Annotated in this window: 25 protein-coding genes; 14 read left to right on the top strand and 11 right to left on the bottom strand. The window is 48.2% G+C overall.

Features of this window, described 5'->3' with window-relative positions:
* The first annotated feature begins 324 nt into the window (after positions 1-324).
* Complete coding sequence (locus PQG83_RS02805) at positions 325-480, top strand: hypothetical protein (RefSeq protein WP_312746574.1); 156 nt, start codon at positions 325-327, stop codon at positions 478-480.
* A 73-nt stretch (positions 481-553) separates the two neighbouring features.
* Positions 554-937 carry a CBS domain-containing protein gene (locus PQG83_RS02800; protein ID WP_312746571.1) on the top strand — a complete coding sequence of 128 codons (384 nt, stop codon included), beginning with the start codon at positions 554-556 and terminating at the stop codon, positions 935-937.
* Positions 938-1,397: 460 nt separating this feature from the next.
* On the opposite strand, the gene PQG83_RS02795 is transcribed toward PQG83_RS02800, so the two are convergent.
* Complete coding sequence (locus PQG83_RS02795; protein WP_312746568.1) at positions 1,398-1,715, bottom strand: YtxH domain-containing protein; 318 nt, start codon at positions 1,713-1,715, stop codon at positions 1,398-1,400.
* A gap of 865 nt (positions 1,716-2,580) precedes the next feature.
* Between PQG83_RS02795 and PQG83_RS02790 the strand changes: the two genes are divergently transcribed.
* Positions 2,581-2,886 (top strand): hypothetical protein, encoded by a 306-nt coding sequence (locus PQG83_RS02790; protein WP_312746565.1) that lies wholly within the window; start codon positions 2,581-2,583, stop codon positions 2,884-2,886.
* Positions 2,887-2,977: 91 nt separating this feature from the next.
* Here the strand turns inward: PQG83_RS02790 and PQG83_RS02785 are convergent, their stop codons facing one another.
* Both PQG83_RS02785 and PQG83_RS02780 read right to left on the bottom strand, forming a co-directional pair.
* Positions 2,978-3,370 (bottom strand): TraR/DksA family transcriptional regulator, encoded by a 393-nt coding sequence (locus tag PQG83_RS02785; protein ID WP_312746562.1) that lies wholly within the window; start codon positions 3,368-3,370, stop codon positions 2,978-2,980.
* Between the two features lie 473 nt (positions 3,371-3,843).
* Positions 3,844-5,646, bottom strand: coding sequence for a glycoside hydrolase family 15 protein (locus PQG83_RS02780; RefSeq protein ID WP_312746559.1), 1,803 nt, complete (start codon positions 5,644-5,646; stop codon positions 3,844-3,846).
* 455 nt (positions 5,647-6,101) lie between these two features.
* Between PQG83_RS02780 and PQG83_RS02775 the strand changes: the two genes are divergently transcribed.
* The 4 genes from PQG83_RS02775 to PQG83_RS02760 all read left to right on the top strand — a co-directional run bounded on the left by PQG83_RS02775 (position 6,102) and on the right by PQG83_RS02760 (position 9,417).
* Positions 6,102-6,911 carry a metallophosphoesterase family protein gene (locus PQG83_RS02775; RefSeq protein WP_312746556.1) on the top strand — a complete coding sequence of 270 codons (810 nt, stop codon included), beginning with the start codon at positions 6,102-6,104 and terminating at the stop codon, positions 6,909-6,911.
* Positions 6,912-6,921: 10 nt separating this feature from the next.
* On the top strand, positions 6,922-7,893 hold the full coding sequence (locus PQG83_RS02770) for a nucleotidyltransferase family protein (protein WP_312746553.1): 972 nt from the start codon (positions 6,922-6,924) through the stop codon (positions 7,891-7,893).
* Between the two features lie 186 nt (positions 7,894-8,079).
* Positions 8,080-8,322, top strand: a complete 243-nt coding sequence (locus tag PQG83_RS02765) for a hypothetical protein (RefSeq protein WP_312746551.1) — start codon at positions 8,080-8,082, stop codon at positions 8,320-8,322.
* A gap of 546 nt (positions 8,323-8,868) precedes the next feature.
* Entirely contained in the window at positions 8,869-9,417 is a 549-nt protein-coding gene (locus PQG83_RS02760; RefSeq protein ID WP_312746549.1) for a hypothetical protein, read from the top strand.
* Positions 9,418-10,000: 583 nt separating this feature from the next.
* On the opposite strand, the gene PQG83_RS02755 is transcribed toward PQG83_RS02760, so the two are convergent.
* Positions 10,001-10,336, bottom strand: coding sequence for a hypothetical protein (locus tag PQG83_RS02755; RefSeq protein ID WP_312746546.1), 336 nt, complete (start codon positions 10,334-10,336; stop codon positions 10,001-10,003).
* 675 nt (positions 10,337-11,011) lie between these two features.
* On the opposite strand from PQG83_RS02755, the gene PQG83_RS02750 reads away from it, so the two are divergent.
* From PQG83_RS02750 to PQG83_RS02735, 4 genes are all read left to right on the top strand, one after another.
* Positions 11,012-12,019 carry a cobalamin B12-binding domain-containing protein gene (locus tag PQG83_RS02750; RefSeq protein ID WP_312746543.1) on the top strand — a complete coding sequence of 336 codons (1,008 nt, stop codon included), beginning with the start codon at positions 11,012-11,014 and terminating at the stop codon, positions 12,017-12,019.
* A 13-nt stretch (positions 12,020-12,032) separates the two neighbouring features.
* On the top strand, positions 12,033-13,511 hold the full coding sequence (locus tag PQG83_RS02745; RefSeq protein WP_312746540.1) for an antibiotic biosynthesis monooxygenase: 1,479 nt from the start codon (positions 12,033-12,035) through the stop codon (positions 13,509-13,511).
* A 468-nt stretch (positions 13,512-13,979) separates the two neighbouring features.
* Positions 13,980-14,276 (top strand): PepSY domain-containing protein, encoded by a 297-nt coding sequence (locus PQG83_RS02740; protein WP_312746537.1) that lies wholly within the window; start codon positions 13,980-13,982, stop codon positions 14,274-14,276.
* Positions 14,277-14,784: 508 nt separating this feature from the next.
* Positions 14,785-15,444 (top strand): response regulator, encoded by a 660-nt coding sequence (locus PQG83_RS02735; RefSeq protein WP_312746534.1) that lies wholly within the window; start codon positions 14,785-14,787, stop codon positions 15,442-15,444.
* 110 nt (positions 15,445-15,554) lie between these two features.
* Here PQG83_RS02735 and PQG83_RS02730 read toward each other — a convergent pair whose 3' ends face one another.
* Positions 15,555-16,208, bottom strand: a complete 654-nt coding sequence (locus tag PQG83_RS02730; RefSeq protein ID WP_312746532.1) for a response regulator — start codon at positions 16,206-16,208, stop codon at positions 15,555-15,557.
* 408 nt (positions 16,209-16,616) lie between these two features.
* Complete coding sequence (locus PQG83_RS02725; protein ID WP_312746528.1) at positions 16,617-17,231, bottom strand: superoxide dismutase; 615 nt, start codon at positions 17,229-17,231, stop codon at positions 16,617-16,619.
* A gap of 240 nt (positions 17,232-17,471) precedes the next feature.
* On the opposite strand from PQG83_RS02725, the gene PQG83_RS02720 reads away from it, so the two are divergent.
* Complete coding sequence (locus PQG83_RS02720) at positions 17,472-17,966, top strand: hypothetical protein (RefSeq protein WP_312746525.1); 495 nt, start codon at positions 17,472-17,474, stop codon at positions 17,964-17,966.
* A gap of 384 nt (positions 17,967-18,350) precedes the next feature.
* A complete protein-coding gene (locus PQG83_RS02715; RefSeq protein WP_312746522.1) occupies positions 18,351-18,968 on the top strand; it encodes a BON domain-containing protein in 618 nt (205 codons plus the stop codon).
* A 169-nt stretch (positions 18,969-19,137) separates the two neighbouring features.
* On the opposite strand, the gene PQG83_RS02710 is transcribed toward PQG83_RS02715, so the two are convergent.
* From PQG83_RS02710 to PQG83_RS02690, 5 genes are all read right to left on the bottom strand, one after another.
* Positions 19,138-19,548, bottom strand: a complete 411-nt coding sequence (locus PQG83_RS02710) for a hypothetical protein (RefSeq protein WP_312746520.1) — start codon at positions 19,546-19,548, stop codon at positions 19,138-19,140.
* Positions 19,549-19,612: 64 nt separating this feature from the next.
* Positions 19,613-21,184, bottom strand: coding sequence for a hypothetical protein (locus PQG83_RS02705; protein ID WP_312746518.1), 1,572 nt, complete (start codon positions 21,182-21,184; stop codon positions 19,613-19,615).
* An 84-nt stretch (positions 21,185-21,268) separates the two neighbouring features.
* Positions 21,269-21,739: a hypothetical protein gene (locus PQG83_RS02700; RefSeq protein WP_312746515.1), complete on the bottom strand. Its 471-nt coding sequence runs from the start codon at positions 21,737-21,739 to the stop codon at positions 21,269-21,271.
* A gap of 52 nt (positions 21,740-21,791) precedes the next feature.
* Entirely contained in the window at positions 21,792-21,944 is a 153-nt protein-coding gene (locus PQG83_RS02695; protein ID WP_312746513.1) for a DUF3309 domain-containing protein, read from the bottom strand.
* A gap of 24 nt (positions 21,945-21,968) precedes the next feature.
* The gene (locus tag PQG83_RS02690; RefSeq protein ID WP_312746509.1) at positions 21,969-22,154 is read right to left on the bottom strand and encodes a hypothetical protein; all 186 of its coding nucleotides are present in this window, start codon (positions 22,152-22,154) and stop codon (positions 21,969-21,971) included.
* A 368-nt stretch (positions 22,155-22,522) separates the two neighbouring features.
* On the opposite strand from PQG83_RS02690, the gene PQG83_RS02685 reads away from it, so the two are divergent.
* Complete coding sequence (locus PQG83_RS02685; protein ID WP_312746506.1) at positions 22,523-23,986, top strand: sensor histidine kinase; 1,464 nt, start codon at positions 22,523-22,525, stop codon at positions 23,984-23,986.
* Positions 23,987-23,989 lie beyond the last annotated feature (3 nt).

Below are 23,989 nucleotides of genomic sequence, written 5' to 3'. Positions count from 1 at the left end.
AAACCGGCCCTTGAATCGCCTTACATAGTACACAACCACCTTCAGGCCATAATTCCAAAATCACCACACCGCGGAGCCTGCGAGGCCATGGCATTCACAACCTCTTTATACCAATGAAAGGCACACCCTTTTTCCCCGAATCGTTGCCTCCGACGGTTGTTGGTTCCCACTTGATTACATCGTGGTCAATAGCACCGGTTTACCAAGACATTATGAAATGTTACCGGCTGCTAACGATTCGGAAACTTTATGGTAACAGCACTCTGTCATGATACTGAAAGAAGCAATCACCGATGACACAACACATTCAGCAGGAGACACACAATGAAACTCATGGTCATGACTCTGGGAATACTGATACTCCTTCAGCCGCTCTTGTACGGCATTCATACCCTTCTCCATCTTCCCAAACGCCCACGCCTGTGCTATCCGATTTTGCATGGACAGGGTCCGAAGGGGAAATTCTCGCTGGTAGCCTAACTATCGATCTTAAGTAAGACGAGGAAATTCAAATCTCCCGATTAATGAATGTGATAACGAAAGGAGCACACCTATGATTCGAGTGGAAGAACTCATGAAACAGGATCTCGCGTCAGTGAATTGCGGGGACCTCGTGTCTCTTGCTGCTACCTTGATGCGGATTCGCCGAATCGGTAGCGTATTCGTCAAACAAAACGGACATATTGTGGGCATCGTCACCGAATCCGACATTGTCCGCAAAGTGGTCTCGACCCACCGGTCACCTGAACGAACCACGGTCGAAACTATTATGACCGCTCCCGTGATCAGCATTGATCAAGATGCGCCGATATTCGAAGCGGCGGATGTGATGGATCGATCCGGCATCCGCCATCTGGCCGTCACCCACCAATATGACATTGTCGGGATCGTGTCAGTTCGCGACCTCCTTCACCCAGTAGCCATCGATGAATTCTAATATTCGCCAGCCGACACTTGCTCACTGGCTCCACCCCGGGAATCACTCACTGAAACCCGGGCGACAGAAATGTGCAAGACTTTCAAGCAGCCCTATCGGATTTCATTGAACTAGTAAATAAAACGGCGTCCCATTTTTGGGCATACGGGAGGATCGCGGCACTTTAAGATAAAATTTGGGGTTCGTTTACAACCTGGACAGAGCTGACGTGCAGCGGGCAGAAAGCAGGCCAAATAGTGGTGCAAGCTGCAACACCAACGGGATGGCCTTCTTGATTGTGGTGTGTGAAATGGACGCGAGGGAGAAACAAAGGACAATTATCAATCTAATACACTAGTAACAATAAATGTCCCGTGGCAAGACCACAGGGAAAATCACGTGAATCACCCCAATATTCAAACAGGACCATTCTCCGAAATTTTTTATGAACGCGACACTTTCGCGACACTTCTATGTAACCTTATGCCTTGCTTTTTATATCTTTCAATTCCTTACGAAATTCATCCATTCCAACATGTACTGCCTCTTGGATCGTCTCCTGAATGTCTTCCCACCCCTTCCGGGTCCCGGACACGATGTCTTGATATGTCTCAACTGTTCTTTCCTGCAGATCGTTCAAATTCTCTCCTTTTCGACGAACATAATCACGAATTTGACCACGTGATTCCCGCCCGGATTGCGGGCATAACAAAAAGGTCGCCACGGTTCCAATGATTATCCCCGTGATAAACACACTGACCATTTTTACTGGTTCGGCATCTCTGTCATATAGTTTCATGAAGTTTCCTCGGTTAAATTTTTGTGGGTAAAAAAAGATCGGGATACAACATGCCCCGCTTGACCCAAGGAACGGTTCGTACTGGAATCATGTGATCTGCCCCATAATTAACATGAAGCAACTTTTCTGTGAACGGACAAATCCGGTCGGATCTTCAGGAATAAGTCCAGAAGAGCACCCTCCGGAAAAATGTCAGTCACAGAGAATCGTGAAGGGGTCTGTTGAAAAAAGCCACCAGCGGCGTTCTCGCCATTTTCCCGTGCTCACGTACTAAGCGTACGCTCCGCGCGAAAAAGCGGCTGCGGCCTTGCTGGACGGACTTTTTTGAACCGACCCGGAGCCTTTGATGAGTAATCTAATCCTGGGCAAATTTGCCCTTGAACATCTTTATTCCTCAACACTCCGTGAAGACATATCGATCTTCCCGGATGATACGTTGGGATGTATGTGAGTGTTCCGACAGCAGCCCTGTGACTGGTTTGAATTTTCAGAGACGAACGCTCAAGGGAAGACCTCTCGTGCAACAGATCTGAACCTGTATCATCCACCGAGCGTTGGTTTAACATGCAAGCCCATGGGAGACAAGTGAGGTGGAAATGATCGATCGGCCTCAAACCTAAAGTATGAAGTGAGATTTTCCAATCCGGAAAGGCACGCCCAAGCGTTCCTCAATACGAGCTGGGGTTTTCAACGCTCAGGAAAACTGGATTTCCCCTCCAGACGGAATTCCAGGGTCGGCATTCTTTCCCAAAAACCAGGGATTTTTGCAGTTGTCATGAGGGAGATTCCTCTTTAGGGTAGGTTCCAATCTTCAAATTGGGAGTTCAACTCCCACTCATGTGCTTAACGAGAGAAGAGGTGTGATATGCCACAGACGACAAAAAAACCCACTCGTGACGCCCATACCATAGAGAGGGATATTGCCCACATGATGAATCAATCGTCTTGTGATCGATGTGGAGGTCTCCTGATTAAGGGACATTGTTTGGATGTCGCCAACCCCGGAGGAGAATTATGGATCACCACCAAACACTGCATACAATGCGGCAATGTTATTGATCCGGTGATCTTAAAGAACCAGAAGGAAGTGTTGGATCCCCCTTCGCCAGCGGAGCGGGTGCCTCGTCCCCGGCCGACTTTTGGGGTGGCCTTCCAGAGACGGAACCGATAAATTTCAAAAGCTCCTCAAACAGATTCCCAAGCAGGTTGGTTCAGCCCCGGCAACGACTCATCTCCCCTCCTCCTGTTAAAGGGGGTACATCTTAACTTCGTGCGACTTTTTCCAGTTCCTCGATCACATTTTGACAGTCAAAACAGGTTTTTGCGAACGGTAAAGCCTTGAGGCGGGCATTACTGACCGGCTCTCCACATTCATTGCAAAACCCGTAGGTCCCTTCCCGAAGGCGGGTCAAGGCTTCATCAAGGGTCACTCTCATCCGGTGACGGATTTCCAGTAAAGAAAGGAGTTGATCGGCTGAACTATCGCGGTAAGCCATATCCTGATCATCCATGGCCGGTTCCCCTCGCCACCGTTCCTGTTCTTCACGACGCTGGAGAATCAGATCATCAATTTGTTTTTGAACCTCATTTTTCTTCTCTAACAGCATTTGCCGTAGTCCTTCGTTTCGCCCTTCAGAAATAACTTCGTGAGCCATCTCCTTCATAACGGTAACCCCTTGCTGGCATGAACATTGTGGTATTGCTAACGATACGTGCCGTCTCAACCCTATAATTCATCGCGCATAAAAAAACTTCACCGGAATGTAACGGTTTTTTGTTCATCCGAACACTGCAAGGAACCCTGGAACTGCCTGAAAAGACACTTCGGTCTCCATGAGAATGCATCCAGGTCCCGCTTATTCATGTCCCCCAAGGGTGATAAAAGACTGAGACTCGTCCAATATGAATATCCTTCGTGAGTTGGACTACATCACATAGGCCAATCACCTATGAATTCCACTGTAAATTCAGGCCGTCAATAAACATAAAAAGGACAGAGGCGAACAACGTTCTCCTGCCTGATTCACAAGACTCCTGTCGGGATCTTTCGTTATACCGGATAAGGGAGTGTGAGAGCCGGGCCATGTTTCAGGCAACCCAATAGCCGAACCGGCAGGAACGAGACAGGTTATTGCATACGCCGGTTCAGATCATATGCCGCGCTGATTAAGGCCAAATGCGTCAGAGCTTGAGGAAAATTCCCCACATGCGCCAGGCCGGGACCTAAGCCTTCGCCGAATAATCCAAGATGATTGGCATGGCCCAACATTTTATCAAACAGAAAGTGGGCCTTTTTGACATCTCCGGCGCGAGATAAACACTCAATGTACCAAAACGTACACATCGAAAAACTTCCATTTTCCGTTGAAAGAGCACCCAGAGCTTGATTCTTTTCGCGATACCGATAGACAAGCGAATCTTCGACAAGATGGGATTCTATAGACTCCAGCGTCATTAACCATCGGGGATCCGTCGGACTGACAAATTTGACTAATGGCATCACCAGACTTGACGCATCCACAATTTGACTGCCCTTAGATTGAACGAAGCATTTCAATTCGGGATTCCAGAAGTCTTGCATCACTTCATGGTAAATTTCATCCCGAACCTGTTCCCACCGTCTGATCGGTCCAGGTAAGGACCGTTTTTTTGCCAACCGTATTCCACGATCCACGGCCACCCAACAGAACAAGCGGGAATACAAAAATTCACGAGGTTCCCCGCGAAATTCCCATACACCATGGTCCGGAACCTGCCAGTTATCACAGACCCAATCGATCAGATGGGCGAGACTTTTCCAAAAATCATAGGAGATTAGTCTCCCATATTTATTGGATAAGTAGACGGAATCCATGAGTGCCCCCAATCCATCGAGTTGAAGCTGTTCGTGGCCGGCATTGCCGATCCTGACCGGTGAGGATCCTTGATATCCACTCAAGTGTGGTAGGGTCTGTTCGTGTAGATCCGTACTACCATCGATCCGATACATGACCTGGAGAGGATGCTGTCCGTTCATATGGCTAAAGCGATCCTCCACCCATTCGTTAAAAGCCACGGCCTCCTGGGTAAACCCCAGGCGCAAAAACGCATACACGGTAAAAGCGGCATCTCGTATCCAGGTATACCGATAATCCCAATTCTTTTCTCCACCAATGATTTCCGGAAGCCCAAATGTGGGGGAAGCCACAATCGCTCCGTTCGGACGAAAGGTCAACAATTTCAGCATCAACGCGGAACGATGGATGGTTTCTCGCCAGCGACCTTCATACCGGCAGGAGGCCAACCAGTTGTGCCAAAAATTCATCGTGGCTTTAAAGACGTCCGACACATCCTCCGGATTGGACGCGACAGACTGCTCACTATTGCCGGCATCCTCCAAAATGAAGGTGGCATGCTCCCCGGCTTTGAGCGTGAATTCCGCAATGACATCCTGATCGTGCACGTGTAGAGGAATGGACGCGCGAAGTCGCAAGCGCGTCTGATCGGGACCATGGGAAATAAACACCACTTCTTTGTCATGATGCTGTTCAAGGGAATGAGTCGCGCTGGCATAATTGAACCTCGGGGCGCACCGCATGCAGTATTGCATTCGTCCCCGGACGGATTTCACACGACGAATCACATTATGAATCTGCCCGGCCTCTTCAATAGGCATAAAGTCGGAAATTTCGCCCATTCCTTCTTCGGCAGACAATTGCGTCAAGAGAATGTTGGTGTCCGTCAAGTACAGTTGCTTTCGTTGGCCGGTATCACGAACGGCAAGGATAGAAAATTCTCCACCACGCTGTTGGTCCAGCAAGGAGGCAAAAATGGTGGGGGAATCAAAACGTGGAAAACACATGAAATCGATCGAACCGTTCATCCCCACTAACGCCACCGTATGCAGATCCCCGATGACGCCATGCTGTTCGATAGGCGGGTAACGTATCAACGATGTTCTCTCCCTTCTCCGAGCAAGCCTGATCCGCAATAATGCTCCATGTTGTGGTGCCTGTCATTAATGGATAGGCTTAGGATAAGGAGCTTTGTTCCGATGGAGAGAAAGCCTTAGGCCCAGCATAAGGTTTTCCCAATGTCCGCCATTCATTGCCTCGGCTCGCCCGATTTGCCGAAGACGTTTTGACTGCTCTTGCGTGATGAGGATTCCTAGAATGATCACATCAAGGCCTGGTCCGCTTACCAGAACATCTCCATCTCCCTGCTTGTATAATTCGAAAACCAGCTAATCAAAATTAAAATACTAACAGGGCAAAAATTTTCCCCCACTGGGAAGAACCCTAGCCCTGGGAAATAATATTCCTCCCAGGGTCTTTGCCAGGTGCAGATGGATTATCTTTCTGATGTAATTTGCGCATGTCTTCGAAGCCCTTTTCCCAGAGTAGGCCCGTGGGCCGGTCTTCACACGTCTCCAGTCCGGAATCCACGGATAACCATCTGGCCAAACAGGAATCAGTGTTGCGGATTGCGGCAGTGGGTGACCTGCATTGTTCTTATATTTCTCCGGAATTCTTACAATCGGTCTGTAACGGAATGAAAGAACAAGCGGATGTGGTGGTGTTATGTGGCGATTTGACCCATCATGGCGATCCAGAGGAGGCGAATACCTTACTGAAGTGTCTACAAATTTTTTCCTGTCCCGTACTTGGAGTCCTGGGCAATCATGATCATGAACAAGGAAAGGCCGATATCATTCGGGAGGTATTGGAAGAAGCCGGAATCATTATTCTTGATGGCACATTTCATACGGTCAACGGAGTTGATTTTATCGGTGTGAAAGGATTCGGAGGGGGATTTGGGGAATATGCGTTGCAGCCATGGGGTGAAGCAATCATGAAGGAATTCGTCCAGGAGACCCGCCAGGAAGCTCGGAAATTTGAAACGGCCCTCAAACAATCCAAGAGTACTCATCGTGTGGCGATTTTACATTATGCCCCAATTCGGGAAACCGTTGAAGGGGAAGCCAAGGAAATTATCCCATTTCTTGGGTCCAGCATGTTTGAAGAGATACTGATGCGCTATCCGGTAAATATGGTGTTTCATGGACATGCACATCATGGAAAGGTGGAAGGAAGAACCAGGAATCACATACCAGTGTGGAATGTGGCAATGCCCCTGCTTCATCGGACGAATCCTGCCAGGATGCCATTTTTTGTGCATACTCTCAAACTTGCAACCCCTGTCGATCATCATGAATGAGACCTAATCGATGGCTCCAAGGTACACAAACCCCCCACCATCCATCGGCGATGGCACAACCATTCAGACGCCTTTTTCGGTTCCCGACCTGGCCCGGAAAGCTTCCTACCGCCGGTTTTACACCGACGTGCTGTCATTCCTCCTGAAGTCCAACATTTCCTTTCTATTAGGCGGATCTTATGCGTTGGCCGCCTTAACAGGTATCGCACGCCACACAAAAGATATCGACATTTTTGTCTACCCTCATGATTATCCTGAAGTGATGAAAGCCATGAAAAAAGCGGGTTATCGAACGGAAACAACCTATAGTCATTGGCTGGGCAAGGTCTCCCATAATGAATTGTTTGTCGATATGATTTTCAGTTCAGGGAACGGGTTGTGTGATGTGGATGAGGAATGGTTTCGGTATGCCCCTTATGCCACGTGGGAGAGCTGGCCGATCCGTCTCACCCCTCCAGAAGAAATGATTTGGACGAAAGCTTTTGTGATGGAACGTCATCGGTATGATGGAGCGGACATCATTCATCTGTTTCATGCCTGCGGCCCCGGGCTGGATTGGGCTCGATTATTTAAACGTTTTGAGACACATTGGGAGCTTCTCCTGAGTCACCTCACCATATTTTCGTTTGTGTATCCCGGCGAGACCTGGAAAATCCCCAATTGGGTTTGGCGGGATCTCTGGGAAAGACTATCCGACAAATTAGCCGGAGCGCCCGCTTTGTCAACATCCAGAGTATGTTATGGATCTCTTCTTTCCTGGGAACAATATGTCATCCCGATTCATTCATGGAAGTATCGGGATGCCCGGCTGAATCCGATCGGAAAAATGAGTAAACATGAAATTTGTGGCATAACGAAAACCATGAAAAAAGAGAATCCCGCGCAAACACAATGGTGGACCGGAACCTTGGGTCCGGCCTCCAATACTCCATTCAGACTCTCCGATGCAGAAGAATCCAGAGCACCGGCCTCGTCTGATTAAAAATTGCTCGGCAATCTCCTTGTCAAGTTCAATTCCGCAATCGGTGAGCTAAGTCTGCTCAACATCATTCCTCCTTGTTTTGACTTATCTGATATGATGAAAAAGGGGCCAGTTCTGTCATGGACAGAGGAGGCTGGCGTACATTTTCAAAATTGGGGAACGTGGACCCCCACAAGGGAGGAGACGATGATGAATTTCTTAAATATCGAGCAATTAGAGCAGGAAATTTTATATCTTCAGGAACAAAATCGAAAACTTATCAAGGAACTTTCTCAAGTGGTAGAGGAAAACCACCGGCTTCGGGAAGTAATTATTCAGGAAAAACATCCCCCCCAGGGCCATGGTGAAGATAAAAAAAGTGAGGCACGGACGGCAATTACTGGGTACGGGCCAAACACTCCAGCAAACGAAAGACTGTGCTTCAATTAATAAAAATCACGGGTGGGGTTGGTTGAGACTTTCCTTCAGACCTTTCAAGCATCAGGTGACCTACAATCGTTTTGCTGGCCTCAGAGATGTGCCGACACTCCTCCCTTCGACAGGAAGCCGGTCTGTGACCTGCCCGCTATTCTATTCTCGTCTCACCGGAGCGGAAAATCAGGAGTGGCACTGTCTGAGCAATTGTGCTCCTACTCCTGGGCAATACCTTTCACGTCTCACCTCTTCCTTGCCTTCGCGTAAAGCTCGATTCTTTGGATATTTCCCAAATTCACTAAAGGCTTTTGTCCATGTAGGCCTTTTCATATCCATGTCATAATTTGAGCCGTATAAATAAAAATAAACATGGATATCATGAAAGAAGGCATTCAATAACGGAAATCGTTGAGCAATGAGAACACCGCGTCATCCTTTCCGGACGTCCTTCCCGAATTCCTACGGGAAAAAGGCAAACGAAAAATGCGCGGCTATGCAGCAGACCAATGTTTGAATAACGGTACTGGCTTCCAACCCTAGTGAAAAATAGAAGGTCGGATCATGATAAAAAATCTCGAAACAGTTCACTTGCGCCAATGGAAAATGATCGGTGTCTTTCTTGTCCTTCAATTTGTGTTCTTTGGCTGTCGAACCAATCCGCCGGAACCTCAGGTACATGCACCGGGTCAAGATCTGCAACCATCTTCAATGAAGAAATCGGATCTGGCCGGGACATGGGAATTCCGCGATGAAAACGGTGCGTACTGCCTCACACTCAATCGGGAAGGCCACGGCGTGTATGAATGGCAAGAGGGACGTTTGGTGACAACCAGACTGGATAATGGCAGGTGGCAAGGTAAATGGTATCAAACCAAAAACGATCGCGAAGGTGAATTTGATCTCCGCTTATCACCGTCCGGTAATCAGGCAGAAGGCCGGTGGTGGTACACACGAATAGAAGACAACCATTCTCCCACTCAATCGGGAGGCCGCTTTGCACTGATTCAAATGCCCTGTTCGCCTCAGGTCGAACATAGTGTCCCTTCAACCCCTCCGGGAGAGGATCAAAGGCATTCCCAGTCCTCCGCCACATTCGTGGCTCCCGAATAGCATGGTCACTTTTTCAAAAGTTTGCCATTGAAGAACAATGCTTCCTCGAAGAAATGGACAGAGGAGGCAGCTTAAAAAACCGCTACCTAAACTCTTTAGGGGATAACCTCGGATCCGCACCTCGCCAAATGTTGGGCGATTGTTACTTGGGCTGGATGATGCGCGTGCTATTCAGCCCCAACGAGAAGAGCGTAAACGCGGTAATCATGCATTGCCTTGACAGAGCCCCCCGACCTTGAGGCTCTGTCGTTCCAACAGAGAACCTGGATTCTTGACGACCAACTCTTCCCTGCGCTTGGAAAAGCCTGATGATGCTTAAGACGGAGCGTCTCGATACTTTAAATAACCTTCACAACCATCATGACCACACCGACACTTTCCTACCGGCGCGGTGATCACATTTGCACATTCTTCCGAACAGTATTCCTCACCCTCGGAATTCTGGCATGAACAGGGGGGATGAGCGCAGACGGCATTCATCAAGAAACCTCACTTTCTTCCAAACTACGGAGCGTAATTTCATTTCATGGCCGGCTTCTCCAACATTCCCTCATCTTGTAGACATGGTCCCTTATTATGTCTGTCAGTTTTCCGTTTTAGCAACCTTTCTCACCGAAGTCGTTATTCCTTCAGGAGATATGGCTACCTCGATATAATCTCCTTTTTCAAAGTCGGCAGAAGATTCCCCGCTTTTTCCCGGCATGGGAACGCGAACGACTTCTCCATTTGCTTTTTCGATCACAAGAGTCAACTCTTCTGCTTCGATAACGCGGCCTTCAACGACTCCAGCCGCGACAGGCGCAATTTCCTTTTGGTCAGGTTCTGAGGCATGAATATGATAAGGAATCACGCCCGATGCCACCACAAACACGATCGTCATAACACGCACACATGAACTGACACATTTTCGTTTTTGCATGAGCCCCTCCTTTCAATTTTTGATCAATCAAACAGCCATGGCCCGTCATGGCCGATGAAACTCTGGGTAATTATGAAAGAAAATCTGCTCTTCCTCACTAGATAAACTTTCCATTTACAACGGTCTTATATCCATGCAAGGAGCTGGTTTGAACGAGTGGATCTTTACCGGTATCCGAAGTCTTAAAGGCAGTAGAGTTCCATTTTTTATGCAAATCAGTCTCCTGATTGAGTGTGGGTGGTATCGCCCACACGGATCTGAGTCGTGGACTTGTTACGAATCTGGACCCTCGAACATCCTGGGACAGGTCTCAACCATTGGCAGATCAATGAAATCACCTTCCTGAAGCGCTCTTCAATCGGTCGTTTAATGCTATCCTGTCTGTTCCATAGCCCCACCATTCCACGCCTACACCAAATTGCTCATTTCAAAGCCATCCGCAAGTATTAATGATCACCCCACGTCTGGTTGAACATAGTGTCCTGCAGAGCTAAACTAACGGCCTTGAACCATTTTGCCTGGCATGACTCGTCAACCTGGACCATTCACACTTTCAATCTTTCTCGTATTTTCCTTATCTTCGTAAGGTAATGAGGCATTTATCCTTTCCATGCCCTCTTCCCCATTTTTATGAAAGACGTCCCCAGTAAAGACCGGCACCGGCTTGCAGAAAAATTGAAGTTCCTTGAAGGGGAGGTAATTGAGGTCATTACGACACAGTTCTTTCAACACTATCCCGAAACAGATGCGTATGGAGAATCAGGGAAGGTACACTGTGCCACCGACGCCCGTTTCCACTTGACTTTTCTCAGAACGGCCATTGAATTTGGAACGGAGGAAACTTTCAGACAATACGTACGTTGGACAACCAATGTGCTTCAGGCAAGAAGTATTCCCCGGAGTGTACTCCAGAAGTTTTTGAACCACATCTCTCAGGCATTAGAGCCCCATCTTACCGATTTGGAAAAAAGGGTCGTGCGGACCCATTTAATAGAGAGCCCTCATGAGTCTCCACTATCAGAAGCTCCCACCGCCACGCCTCCCCGCTCTCCGTTAACACTGCATCAGGAAATCTTTCTTCAAGCCCTTTTGGCCGGAGACCGCCACGCTGCCAAAACGATTGCGATTGAAGCGTTTTCGATGACCGACTCTCTCTCCGATGTGTATGTAGAACTTTTTCAAGAATCGTTATATGAAATCGGCAGACTCTGGGAATCCAATCGTATCTCGGTCGCCCAGGAACACGTGGCGACGGCCATCACCCAATATGTGATGGCCAACCTCTATTCCTGCGTTAAACCTGCACAACCGTTTCAAGGGAAAGGGATTATCACCGGTGTGGAAGGCGAACTCCATCAAGTGGGGTCCCACATGGTGGCGGACCTGCTCGAAGCGAGAGGATGGGATATCCGGTTTTTAGGTGTCAATATTCCTCATCAGGCCATCCTTCACATGATCAAGGAATTCCAACCCACACTTGTCGGTATTTCCGCGACGATGGTTCTCAAGGTCCCGACTGTGAGAGATTTGATCAAAGACATCAGAAATCATTTTCTCCCGGAGCACACCCCTCGCATCCTTGTGGGCGGATCGGCATTCCGGTCACTCCCCGATGTCTTTCGAGAAATCGGAGCAGATGGGTTTGCGCACGATTTACGCTCCTTAACGACCCTTTTGGCATGATGGGAACACAATAATGGTGCTTGTCATATCACGATTTAAGGTCGCAAACGGGTTGGAACAGGACGTGGCTAAGGCCTTTCAAGAACGACCCAGGTTGGTAGAGACCGTGCCGGGATTCTTAGGAATAGAAGTGTATACCCCTCCCTCAGATCCAAGTATTTTCCACCTGGTCACGCGTTGGACCGATCGTGAAACCTTTCACGCCTGGCATAAAAGTCCCGAACATCGCCTTTCCCACAACATGCTTCCCCAGGGCCTCAAGTTGGATCCGACCGTCACGCAAATCCTTGAACTGGAACGTCTTCCTCACCGGGAAGACCAAGGTGAACTTATGGATTTTCTTGGTGATTCCATCCTGCTCCTTGAAGCGTTTCTGAATCAAACAGATACCATCGTGTATTGTGTGATCAGTCCCGATGGACGAATTCAGGTCTATAACGACGTCCTGCTTGGTAAACTCAACATACCCAAAACAGAATTTGAGACCAAAACCATCTGGGATTTTCTCACCACAACGGACCAACATCGCCTTCAGGATGTTCTTGAAATTGGGAGTTCCAACTCCCACGAGCGGATCCAGCTCAATTTTATTGATTCGGCTTACAATCCTCACACGTTCGACTGCTTAGTCCAGAAGACCTCTTCTCAGGCGATCATTTTAATCGGGGAGGAACCGGAAAAGTTCAACCAGCGGGCGTTCGTGGAACTCATGCAGATTCAAAATGAAATGACGGTCAAGATGCGGGAAGAGGTAAAAAGCGCGAACCGGCTGTCTGAAAATAATTCATATTTAAATCAGCTGGTCACCGAACGGACAAAAGATCTGGTGTTCCATCAGGAACAATTGCGGTCCATGTTGGTAGAATTGGCCCTTGTCGAACAACGCGAACGCCAACACCTGGCAAACGAATTACATGATTATCTTGCCCAGATGCTCATCGCCTGTCGACTCAAGCTCGCCCAAATTGGTCAGGAAACCATCAAACCGGCCTATGCAAGGGTCCTTCAGGAGGTTGACGGAATCATCGATCAATCCTTGACATTTACCCGAACACTGATCTCGGATTTACACCCGGCCATATTGCACCAGCAGGGATTACTGGCCGCACTCCAATACCTCATTGCGGATATGCGACGCTTTGGTTTAACGGTGTCGAGTCCTGGGATCGTCCCATCAGTGAAGGTTGCAGAAAATATCAGCATCGTGGTCTACAAGACCGTTCGGGAGTTGCTGATTAATGTCATAAAACATGCAGGAGTCGCGAACGCATCGATTGATTGGGAATGTCCTTCGGAACACGAGCTTCTCATCCGGGTACTCGATTCGGGAAAAGGATTTGACCCAGTGGTCAGCCAACGCGAACAGGATTCTGGACATCTGGGCCTCTTCTTTTATCGCGAACGCATTAAGGCCGTAAAAGGACAGTTAGATATTATCTCCTCTCCTCAGAGAGGCACAACCATCACCATCACGATCCCATTGTCCCCCTAGCTATACTTCCTCTCCATTGAGAATGATTCAGGGAGTAGGGAAAAGTGCGCCATGGGGGTCCTGGCCGAAATGGTCGTGATCACCGATTCCTTCGTACCCTCCCCTTCATCCATGCAAGTGCAGATTTTTTGAACGAACCCTTTTGAGCACTCTATAAAATCTTCCCCACTGGGTCTCTGCCGCACATTGCACACAATGACAATGGAAAGGCCAAATATTCAAATACTCCACACCCTCATCCACGTTTGCTCCCAGCACCGAAGCCATTTATGAATCCTTGTTTTATTTTGTGTGTTTTCCCTCACAAAATGACCAAAATATCTATTTAAAATGCACCTCCCTGGGCAGACAACATCAGGTTGGATCATGCCTTTTTGTCTAATGCCACAGGCGTTCGGGAAGGGCATACTCGCTTTGAAGGTCTGCGATAGGACAATGATGCTCATATTTACAACAAAGGAGTCCGCTATGAAGAATCGTCTCATTCTCAATGTCATGATGGCCACGTGTCTTCTGCCGGTCAGCTCGGCGTTAGCCTTGTTTGATGAGGACCCAGCCGAATTATTGAAGGGCACGCAAATCACACTCGTCGAAGCTGTGGAAAAAGCCATGACAACGGTGAAGGGCAAGGCCGTGGATGTCGAATTAGAAAAAGAACAGGGTAAGACTGTTTTCGAAGTTAAAATCGTCGACGAAAATGAAAAAACCAGAGAAGTTTATGTGGATGCTCATTCAGGAGAAGTCGTAAAGATTGAAAAGGATTAACCCTGATCCTTGTGAGGCTGCACGCGTCACGTTCAGGACATGTTCATCTTTATGAAGCGAATCATGAAGGGGATTCCCCTCCATGATTCGCTTCATTCCTTTGTTTGGAAAGACAATTCCTGAATGACTCTCCCGGAAGGCCCGAAAGAAATAGATAAGGGCTCTCCCACATCAGAGACAAATCTCGAGAAGTCTCTCAAGGAGGAGAGAGGGATACTGAAAATTCCGCCAATCCTTCTTGTTCAATATCAACCACCACCAAATATTCAACAAACCCTTCGCGGCCCTGGATTCATTAATTCAGTCATAATTACAATCAATTATCCAAGGGTTTTGTCCAGTTGGCGAAAAAGCCAATCCTGGCTACATTAAAGTACGGAGAGAACGGTATGGAGAAGAAAATGTTGGGAAATGTTAAAGTGGAACGTTTTTTAGGCCATGAGATTCGGGGTCTTCAATTCGCATGAGCTATCTGGGAGAAATGTCACCTACCAGACGTTATTAGAGTATGAATACAACGAAGCGGGCACGATTATTCCTTGTTGACGATCATATTCTTGTATTAGAGAGCTGTAAAAAATTGCTTGAACCCTATCACGACATCGTTGGGGAGGCCCATACCGCAAGTGATTTGGCCGGCCAAATCCGACAAACCAAGCCCGACATTCTTCTCATGGACATCTCAATGCCGGATCAAAACGGATACGAAGCTGCTCTAATGTTAAAAACGATATGTCCATCAATTAAAATAATTTTTGTTTCCATGCATTTAGAACCTACCTTTATCATGGAGGCGTTCCGTAGTGGCGGTGAAGGGTATGTCCCGAAGCAAACGGCAGGGAACGAATTGTTATCAGCGATTCAACAAGTTCAGGAAAACCGGAAATATCTCTCTCCCCTCATTCCTGAGGAGGTCCAGAATGCGGTTCTTGCCCAAATGGATGGGATGCCGGGGACCGAACTTTCCGGAAAATTGACTCCCAGGCAACAGGAGGTGTTAAAGCTTGTGGCTCAAGGTTTCTCGGCGAAAGACATAGCCAACTTGTTGGCCATATCTCAAAGCACAGTCGCATTCCATAAAATGCAAATTGTGCAGGCCCTGGGTCTTCACTCTAAGGCAGATCTGACGAAATACGCTGTCAAATTAGGGATTTCCTCCCTTGATTAAGAGAGTACCCTCCTCAAGCTAACTGGCACTTACGATCGCGGTGAGGTTCTGAAAGGAGCTGAAAAAGGCTACGGGAGGAAAAGAATGAATCCAAAGGACTCGACCAGCTGTTACACAGAAATAATTCCATTGGAAATGGCATATTTCGTAAGTTCGGAGGCCGTTTTGAGTCCTAAGACCTGCATGACACGTGTCTTATGAAATTCCACGGTTTTGACGGCCAAATTTAAAATGATCGCAATGTCTTTATTGGATTTTCCTTCAGCAACCAATTGAAGGATTTCCACCTGTCGTTGAGTCAATGCGGGAGTCTCTGCCTGAGGGGGTTTTTTCGAATTAGCAGAGGGGTTCAGTGCTTGACTGACCAGACCCTGGGCAATAGAAGGAGAAACGTAGGTGCGCCCCTGATACACCTCCTTAATCGCAAACACTAATTCTGCTGTCGCAGATTGTTTTAAAATATACCCCACCCCACCGGCCTTGAAGGCCTCATGGACAAAATGTTCCTCGGAATGCATAGTGAGAAAAATTAATTTTGTTTGGGGTTCACATTTTTTTATTTGTCGGGCGGCTTCCAACCCATTCAATAGCGGCAGTGAAATATCAATGATCGCAATGTCCGGTGTATGTTTCTTGACGGCTTTCACTAATGCATGACCGTCGACAACAGTCCCCACCAATGTGAAATCAGCTTCCAGTAGTTTGGTCAGCCCCTCACTAACCAGAACGTGATCTTCAGCTAAGAGTACCCGCGCTTTGCTCATGTAAAAAAAGAATTAAAGATAAATTGTTATTATGAAATCTAGGAGTGACATTATGAAAGAATCATGCAGATAAGTCTACAATAAACCGCCCAATTGATTCCAATTTGGCAAAACTCTATGTTTTACCAACGCGCTTTGACAACTTCAGTCTTGCTATGTTGTGGATCCGCAAATCCAAGCATCATAAAGATACGAATTCCAATAAGGAAAGGGAAAGTGAAGGAATTTTGGGTACGGGGGGACGTGTTGGAGGAGGAGTGGGAGGCTGCGGTGGGTCAGGCATAGGGTTTGGAAGAGGTCCAGGATTAGGGAAAGGGTCCGGGTTGGGGTTAGGATCGGGGTTCGGGATTGGAGAGGTATCACGAACATCAACACTAGGCAGGCACCAGCCATGGTATATGGCGTTGTTCATAATCGCCCCTCTAGACGTTTGGCCACAACATCCCAATGTACTTGGGAAAGGAAATGATCAATGTATTTGCCTCGTTCCGACGGTTGAAAATCCAACAAATACGCATGTTCCCACACATCCATCACTAAAATAGGACGAAAACCTGCAATATTGCCGAATTCATGAAGGCTGATCCAATGATTGGAGATCCTGCCGTTTTCCGGATTGAGATTGCACACAGCCCAGCCGACTCCGCGCATCTTCCCCACGCTTGAAAAATCCGTTTTCCAGGTCTCAAAACTCCCAAAGCTGCCTTCAAGAGCTTTCAGCAGGGAATCCTGTCCTTGGGGCGATTTGGACGCCTGGGAGGTCATATTTTGAAAATACAATTCATGGAGCACCATGCCATTATATTCAAATCCCAGCCGCCGGGTGAGTTCGGAGTAGGCCGGCATTTCCTCCTGATCCACCTGCCCATCGATCAAAAACTCCCCGATTTGTCTGGAAAGAGAGTTGGTGGCTTTCACGTAGCCTTCGTAAAGCTTCAAATGCATCTCTAACGTTTTATCTGAAATACCGTTCAATCCCTTGAGCTTGAAATCTTTGACCGGATAATCATTACTGGTTTTCATGCGCATAAGGTCCCCCAACACAAATCCAACAATCGGCTCCAACCCTTTTCTAGGAGCCAAATATAGGCGGAAACACAAAACAGCGTAACTGGGAAAAACCCTTGAACCTCCTTCTTGAAGGATGGGATCAAAAAAAGGCTTACGGCCAGGGTTTTCCCCAGTCGCCTTCCCGCTCTTTCCTGCGATATCTTGAAGTGATGTGATGAGAAGTAACAGTGGCATGTGAAAGGCATGTTAAACATGGAAATCCAATTCACGATATCCGATGACATGAGCAAAGAAGTATCGGCTCTTCAATCCACACTCGGCATGAAAAAAGTCGAAGATCTCACCATTCATGCGTGGAAGGTATTGCGGTTTCTTATTGAAACCATTCGCCATGATCGCTTCACTCTCTCTCCTGAGGCGATTCAATGGATTTCCCAATCGCCAAACACCTCGCCTGACGCTGAAACGGAGAAGGACCTCTCCTTTTCGAACATCGATACACACATTCTTCAGGAAATCCATCGGTTGCTTGACGATAATCAGCTTGATCAGGCATTAAAAGCCACCCATATCCTCAAACTCCTCAAGTCTCACTCAAACCAGGGTTCAAACAGTCAATTGGTACAATCCGAGATGCTCCTGACGGCCGCAGAAACATTTGCAGCGGAAAGTGATCCCGAAAAAGCGGTTCAGCTCATTCATGCCACCCACGAAACCACCCAAAAACCCGCTAATAGAGATGATTAAATACATAGCTGGCATGGTGAAGCCCCGATTGACCACTCTGGCATCGGGAACATGTTCCTGACCGCTCAAGAGGAAAAGAGAAAATTCTGCATCTGCGGATGAACGATTGCGCGTCAGGAAACGATTTCCTTGATTTTTCCCCCAGAGGGACCCGGGTTTTTCCTCACGATCCTCTCATCTACAATTCTCCTTTACACTTCTCCTTGAAAATTGCTCGAACACCCAGGGTTTAATCCAGGTTTCCTTTTTTCTCATTTTGATATGTTTTGATAAGCCGTTGTCTGCTCTCTGCCATCACACCGGACATGGCGGCTGCCGGAATAAATCGGAGTGAGAGCTTTTCCTGGCCAATCGGAGAATGGCCAAATCGTTCTGGAGGTGCCTATGAACTCCCCATGCAAACATTTACTGGTATGCGTATGGATGATGTGTTCATTATTCATCGTAGCCATGATGGAACAAACCCATGGCCAGATCCTGGCTGTCCCTGCAACAGGATTTGACGAAGCCATTACTCCAGAAGCACATGATCCGCTATCCGCCGACAAGACCTCTGTGTTGCCAGACGAAGAAATAAAATATCGCATTCAACGGCGCTTGGAAGCCAGTCCATATAAGAATGGTGAGATCACGGTTCACGTGGGACAGGGCGAAACAGTACTCTCAGGATATGTCGAAGATCAGGATGCCTTGGTGGATGTGGTCGAAATCGCCTATGACGCCGGAGCCACGAATGTCAATAATCAACTCCGCATCAAAAACCAAAACTTCCCATGGAAAAAGATGACCGATGAGGAATTGAAAGAAGCGGTTGAAGAGGAGCTGTATTGGAGCCCATTTGTGAATTCTGTTCCCATTCGTGTTGAAGCTCGAAACGGGATCGTCACACTCTCTGGAAGAGTCGAGAATCGAGGGGAAATTGTGGATGCGGTGGAAAACGCCTACGAAGCCGGAGCGAGAAATGTCCGCATTCGTTTATGGATCGATCCCACATTAGATTAGATAAAGAGTCCCAACATCTTTCTCCTCCATACGAGAAATCATCAATATGCTCAGCACAGAGACAACCATTTGACTCTCATTGGTTTTCTATATGTAATCTGGAGAAAGGGAGTACGGCTTCAAAATTTCCAACAACAAATCGGCCTTTCTCCCGGCACACAGACAACGCTCAAAAGCGTTCCATTTTTTCGGGCGTCTTTTCAAGCTGTTTGGGTTGTCCTAACGGCTCACTCTCTTTGACCGGAGCCTTTTCAGGAATTGAGGGATCGGTGGGAACAGGTGAGGCATCCGGAAGAATGTCAGGTTCGTCTGTGGGTGATTCGGTTCGAACCGGAGGAGTGGAAGATGAGGTACCTGAAGCGCCGATGTCGGGGGGGATCCGGACACCTCCCCCTATGAGGGGGGAATCTTCACCGGACGGATTTTTTGAGTGGTCATCGGATTGAATGCCACCGGAGGATGTATCCTGACCACTATCCCCCAAGGCCGGTTCAACCAGGGGCAATGCTAAAGCAACCATGAATCCCAGGCAGCACAAGGATAGGATAAAGACCTGATCGGCATGGGCCGGTTGTTTCATGGGGCATGCTCCTTAAGAGAATCCAACACCGAACTCATCAATCCTTCACTTGAAAATCTTCGCCTTACAAGGCTCGAAGATAAGCGGAGAGATCCGCTTTTTCTTCTGTGGTCAACTGGACTCCGGTGACTAGGGCAAAAAACTCTACCGTGTCTTCGAGAGTCAGGAGGCGACCGTCATGGAGATAGGGTGGGGAATCTTTGATTCCCCGAAGGGGAAACGTTTTAATAGATCCCTCTGCCCGGCCATGATAAAACCGTTCCACCCGCAAGTCATGCATCAGGTTATCCGTAAAATACGGAGCAGTATGGCAGGCCACACATTTCGCTTTCCCAAAAAAGAGCGCTTCACCTCGCAATTCTTTTTCGCTGGCTTTTTGAGAATTCAATCGGCCAAAAAGGTCTAACTTCGGCGCAGGGGGAAAATCGACAAGCTTCTGAAACTGAGCCATTTTCATCACTTCCGTTCGGGTCAAATCACGACGTCCTTTTTTTTCGGCTGTCGCCAGATCATGATCGAAATAGGCAGACCGGTTTTCAAATTCGGAGAAATCCTCAACGGACGCCAAGGCTCGCTTGGATCCAAAGACCTCCTGGATATTGACGCCGCGTAGGGTCGGCGTTTCGATGCGAAACCGTGAGAATTGAGGCCGGTTATCCGGATTCAAATGTATGGCGCCATTGGTATGCCCGTTCACATGGCAATCAAAACAGGAAACCCCCCGGCTGGGCGCAATCGTTTTCCGGTCGTCAGTCGCATTAAATTGCTGTTGGGGAATTTTTTCGACCAGTAATCGAACCCCGTCAAACTGCACGGGCGAGAGAATGCCATCGAACAACGCATAGAAATTTTCATTGGTGATTTCCTGACCTTGTGAGACATCGCCTAAGTCCGGACGGCTTGTTAAAAACAGAGGAGGTGGAAATTCCGGCAAAAAATGATCCGGCACATCATGAAGAACATCAAACCGTTCACGCTCAGGATGAATATCCGTCATCATCGACGGAAACACCATGCCGCCTGTTGAATGAAGCGGATGCGGCAACGGCAGGTAGGGGAAGAGATCTTTGGCCTTTATCTCTTCCGGAGGCATTTTGCCGAGCTGTTCAAAATTGAGGCCCTTCGGTAAGCGAGCGGTGGGCCCCTTGGGGATGGGCTTCCCTCGCGTCATCGTGACCCCTTCGACAAATTGCGGGGACAAGTCATACCGCTCCTCAAGCAATTGTTGCTGTTGGGTGTTGATCTTTGATCGTTGCTGGCGTTCCCGCTCAATCACCTTCTCAAGTGGATCCTTGGGACTCAGATCAAACACAAATGAACTAGGGGTCCGGCCACCCAATGTATGAATATCCGGAGGATTGGGTGTCCCCGGCTTCGCGTCCGGAGCCTCTTCCGTATCGCCTTTTCCGACGGGTTGATACTGTGGATAGGCACGTTGCCAGTCCTTAACGACGGCCGGAGGACCAATGTCCGGAACCAGCTCTTTCGGGCCCGGCACTGCCTTCCAGCTTTTGGGGTTGTCCTGATCCGCGGCATATACCATCCCCAAAAAGCTGCCGGCGATCAATAATAGGATTCCCGTGAGGAACAGTCGCTTCATCCTGGTCGTGTGCATACATGTTGAATCGGTAGACATTGGTCTCCTTCTTTTATGCCCTATGCCGGGACATGATAGTCCTGAAATCAGGAAAAAATTGTAATGAAAAATATGCTTAATAGGTTATGGCTTTTCCCACAGGGCTTTTCCATTCGCATCAAACAACCGGACCAGGGGACTCCCGTCCTTATTTAACACGACTTGAACCCGCGGATTATCCAAATGATCCCGTAAAACGAACATTGGGAGGTCATCGCTCTGAACTTCCAAAGCAACCCTCCGCTTACAGTCCTCTCCGTAGAGAGTTAATCCGGTTCGCTCCTTCCCATACACGGCAAGAGAAGTTCGACGGTCACAATGCTCATCTCCCATGATGAGTGCCGGGTGCTCACCGTCCCACAGACTCAGGGTTGCACGGACCTGACCTTCTTCATTCACGATATGTAAGGCCGAAGTCGTGATTGGCTTTCCCGGGTTGGTCGCTGATACCTTTGAGTCGGTAGGGTTTGTAGAAGCCAACAGCATTCCCCCCATTGAACCCAACAAGAATAATCCGACTACTATGGTCCACCATGTGGTTTTTCTTAAGGGCATACCCAACTTCTCCGTCTCTCTTATGATAAACAAAAAGATCGCAAAGCGAGGCTTACACTCTTCCTGTCAAAGCCAGAATCAGCACGATCACCAGCACCAATCCAAGCCCGCCACTGGGGTAGGGCCCCCACGACGAACTGTACGGCCAGACCGGCAAGGCCCCGACCAGCAAAAGAATGAGTATGACTAAGACGATCGTTGACATAGATCTGGTTTCCTCTCCCTGTTTTTAACAGGCCTTAACATCAGTGCTCATGCGTTCCTTGCAGGACGGCAGGGAAAGCGGTAAGTCTGTAACGGGCAGAGCCAACTTGAGCACCATTCGCCGCGGCCAATCCCCGAACAAACAACGCGACATTCCGGTCTGCCCCGATTTCTTTGGATGAACCGTTTCCTGTTCAAGACTTGTGTTCATGGGTTTGTTCTCCTTATGGGGTGTCAGTTGCCTTTTAATCCTTGTTTTTTTTATTTATACAGAATCGTTTGGGCGGCAAGACCTGAGAGAAACCCTGGGTTGATTGAACAACAACCCTGGATGACCCGGTGGGTCACAGATGTGGACTTTCACTCTTAGACAAGACTTAATCGTTGAAGCTATACTTTTCCGAATTTCGTTCTTTCACGACAGGACCCCAACGTCGTTCTGTGTAACCGTAGCCGAGTGAGAACCGCATCCGTCTCATCATTCGAGGTAATATTTGGAGTCCACTTTCTTCTTATTTTTTACACAGAACCCGGAATGCGCATGCTGTTCTTCAGTTTTAAAAGGAAAAAAGTGAACGTATGATGACGGTTCAAGAACAGGTCAAAGCCGGGGCTCACGCAAAAAAATTGGATATTATCCTGCTGGTAGCCATCAGCGCTCTCATTGTCGGTATTTTCGTGTTGGATCTATTCACCAAAACAGGAGTCGCGATTGGCATGTTATATGTGAGTGCCATCATGCTGACTCACTATTTGCCCTATCCAAAATCACCATTCATCGTCGCGGGAGTCTGCACGGTCTTTGCCATTGTTGGAGTAATCTATTCCCCAGGCGTGAACGTCGTATATTCGGGGAGTACCATTGCCGGCAATGCCGTGGCCAATCGTCTGTTATCGCTTTTTATGATTTGGGCCACAGCCCTCCTCTCTTATCAATATCGTCAGGGGATGGAGGTCCGGCTTCGGTTAGCCTCTATCGTGGAATCCACCCCTGACGCCATTATCGGCCAAACACTCCAAGGACAAGTCACCAGTTGGAACAACGGAGCCGAACAGATGTTCGGATATTCGTCACAGGAGAGCATCGGGCAATACATGCCATTTCTGTTTCCGCCAGACCGGATTGCCGAAGAAAAGGATATTCTGGCAAAACTTCAGAGTGGGAAGCCGATTCAAAATTTTGAAACGATTCGGCGGAGGAAGGACGGACAGGACATACCGGTATCGCTAACAATTTCCCCCATTATCGACCGGTGGGGAAACGCAATTGGCGCGTCGAAAATTGCACGGGATATTTCTCAGCAAAAGAGGTTGGAGAATCTCCTGGCGATACAAAACCTCTCCTTGGCCAGCCACGCAGCCTCCCTTAAGCAATCAAACGAGGATCTTGAACAATTTGCCTATATTGCCTCTCATGATCTCCAAGAACCCCTCCGCACAATTCATGGCTTTACGCAGTTGTTGTCGGAGCGCTATAAAGAGCAATTGGACAAACAGGGTCAGGAATTTATTGGATTCGTGACGGATGGAGCGAATCGCATGCAAACCCTCATTCAAGACCTCCTGAAATATTCGAGAATTCAGGCCCAGGAACTGAACCCTGTTCCGGTCAACGCCGGGGATGTGCTCAATGAAGTCCTCGAACATCTCCGCATGGCCATTGAGGACAAACAGGCTTCGATCACTCATGACCCTCTGCCGACCATCCGGACCGATCGGTCGCATTTTCAACATCTACTCCAAAATCTGATAACCAATGCCATGAAATTTCACGGCCCGAAAACGCCCCATATTCATGTATCTGCTGAGGAAGGGTCCGACGGGTGGATCTTTTCGGTGCAGGATAACGGGATCGGCGTCGGATCGGAATATTTCGAGCGGATCTTTCTTCCGTTCAAAAGACTGCACACGAGGGAAGAATATCAGGGCACCGGAATCGGTCTGGCCATATGCAAGAAAATTGTGGAGCGCCGTGGAGGCCGCATCTGGGTGGAATCCGAACCGGGAAGTGGATCCAAGTTTTCTTTTACTCTACCTAAATAAACC

The sequence above is a fragment of the Candidatus Nitrospira neomarina genome (assembly GCF_032051675.1).
GTDB classification, from domain to species: Bacteria; Nitrospirota; Nitrospiria; order Nitrospirales; family UBA8639; genus Nitrospira_E; species Nitrospira_E neomarina.
The sequence above is the reverse complement of the archived record's forward strand: the minus strand, read 5'-3'. Positions and strand labels throughout refer to the sequence as shown.

What these genes read in the sequence shown, in the direction of transcription:
- PQG83_RS02700 (WP_312746515.1), bottom strand. Translation starts at nt 21,739, where the DNA reads ATGCCCTTAAGAAAAACCACATGGTGGACCATAGTAGTCGGATTATTC.
- PQG83_RS02800 (WP_312746571.1), top strand. Translation starts at nt 554, where the DNA reads ATGATTCGAGTGGAAGAACTCATGAAACAGGATCTCGCGTCAGTGAAT.
- PQG83_RS02730 (WP_312746532.1), bottom strand. Translation starts at nt 16,208, where the DNA reads ATGAGCAAAGCGCGGGTACTCTTAGCTGAAGATCACGTTCTGGTTAGT.
- PQG83_RS02715 (WP_312746522.1), top strand. Translation starts at nt 18,351, where the DNA reads ATGAACTCCCCATGCAAACATTTACTGGTATGCGTATGGATGATGTGT.
- PQG83_RS02705 (WP_312746518.1), bottom strand. Translation starts at nt 21,184, where the DNA reads ATGTCTACCGATTCAACATGTATGCACACGACCAGGATGAAGCGACTG.
- PQG83_RS02735 (WP_312746534.1), top strand. Translation starts at nt 14,785, where the DNA reads ATGAATACAACGAAGCGGGCACGATTATTCCTTGTTGACGATCATATT.
- PQG83_RS02790 (WP_312746565.1), top strand. Translation starts at nt 2,581, where the DNA reads ATGCCACAGACGACAAAAAAACCCACTCGTGACGCCCATACCATAGAG.
- PQG83_RS02785 (WP_312746562.1), bottom strand. Translation starts at nt 3,370, where the DNA reads ATGGCTCACGAAGTTATTTCTGAAGGGCGAAACGAAGGACTACGGCAA.
- PQG83_RS02685 (WP_312746506.1), top strand. Translation starts at nt 22,523, where the DNA reads ATGATGACGGTTCAAGAACAGGTCAAAGCCGGGGCTCACGCAAAAAAA.
- PQG83_RS02710 (WP_312746520.1), bottom strand. Translation starts at nt 19,548, where the DNA reads ATGAAACAACCGGCCCATGCCGATCAGGTCTTTATCCTATCCTTGTGC.
- PQG83_RS02695 (WP_312746513.1), bottom strand. Translation starts at nt 21,944, where the DNA reads ATGTCAACGATCGTCTTAGTCATACTCATTCTTTTGCTGGTCGGGGCC.
- PQG83_RS02725 (WP_312746528.1), bottom strand. Translation starts at nt 17,231, where the DNA reads ATGAAAACCAGTAATGATTATCCGGTCAAAGATTTCAAGCTCAAGGGA.
- PQG83_RS02755 (WP_312746546.1), bottom strand. Translation starts at nt 10,336, where the DNA reads ATGCAAAAACGAAAATGTGTCAGTTCATGTGTGCGTGTTATGACGATC.
- PQG83_RS02720 (WP_312746525.1), top strand. Translation starts at nt 17,472, where the DNA reads ATGGAAATCCAATTCACGATATCCGATGACATGAGCAAAGAAGTATCG.
- PQG83_RS02760 (WP_312746549.1), top strand. Translation starts at nt 8,869, where the DNA reads ATGATAAAAAATCTCGAAACAGTTCACTTGCGCCAATGGAAAATGATC.
- PQG83_RS02690 (WP_312746509.1), bottom strand. Translation starts at nt 22,154, where the DNA reads ATGAACACAAGTCTTGAACAGGAAACGGTTCATCCAAAGAAATCGGGG.
- PQG83_RS02795 (WP_312746568.1), bottom strand. Translation starts at nt 1,715, where the DNA reads ATGAAACTATATGACAGAGATGCCGAACCAGTAAAAATGGTCAGTGTG.
- PQG83_RS02745 (WP_312746540.1), top strand. Translation starts at nt 12,033, where the DNA reads ATGGTGCTTGTCATATCACGATTTAAGGTCGCAAACGGGTTGGAACAG.
- PQG83_RS02765 (WP_312746551.1), top strand. Translation starts at nt 8,080, where the DNA reads ATGATGAATTTCTTAAATATCGAGCAATTAGAGCAGGAAATTTTATAT.
- PQG83_RS02740 (WP_312746537.1), top strand. Translation starts at nt 13,980, where the DNA reads ATGAAGAATCGTCTCATTCTCAATGTCATGATGGCCACGTGTCTTCTG.
- PQG83_RS02770 (WP_312746553.1), top strand. Translation starts at nt 6,922, where the DNA reads ATGGCTCCAAGGTACACAAACCCCCCACCATCCATCGGCGATGGCACA.
- PQG83_RS02805 (WP_312746574.1), top strand. Translation starts at nt 325, where the DNA reads ATGAAACTCATGGTCATGACTCTGGGAATACTGATACTCCTTCAGCCG.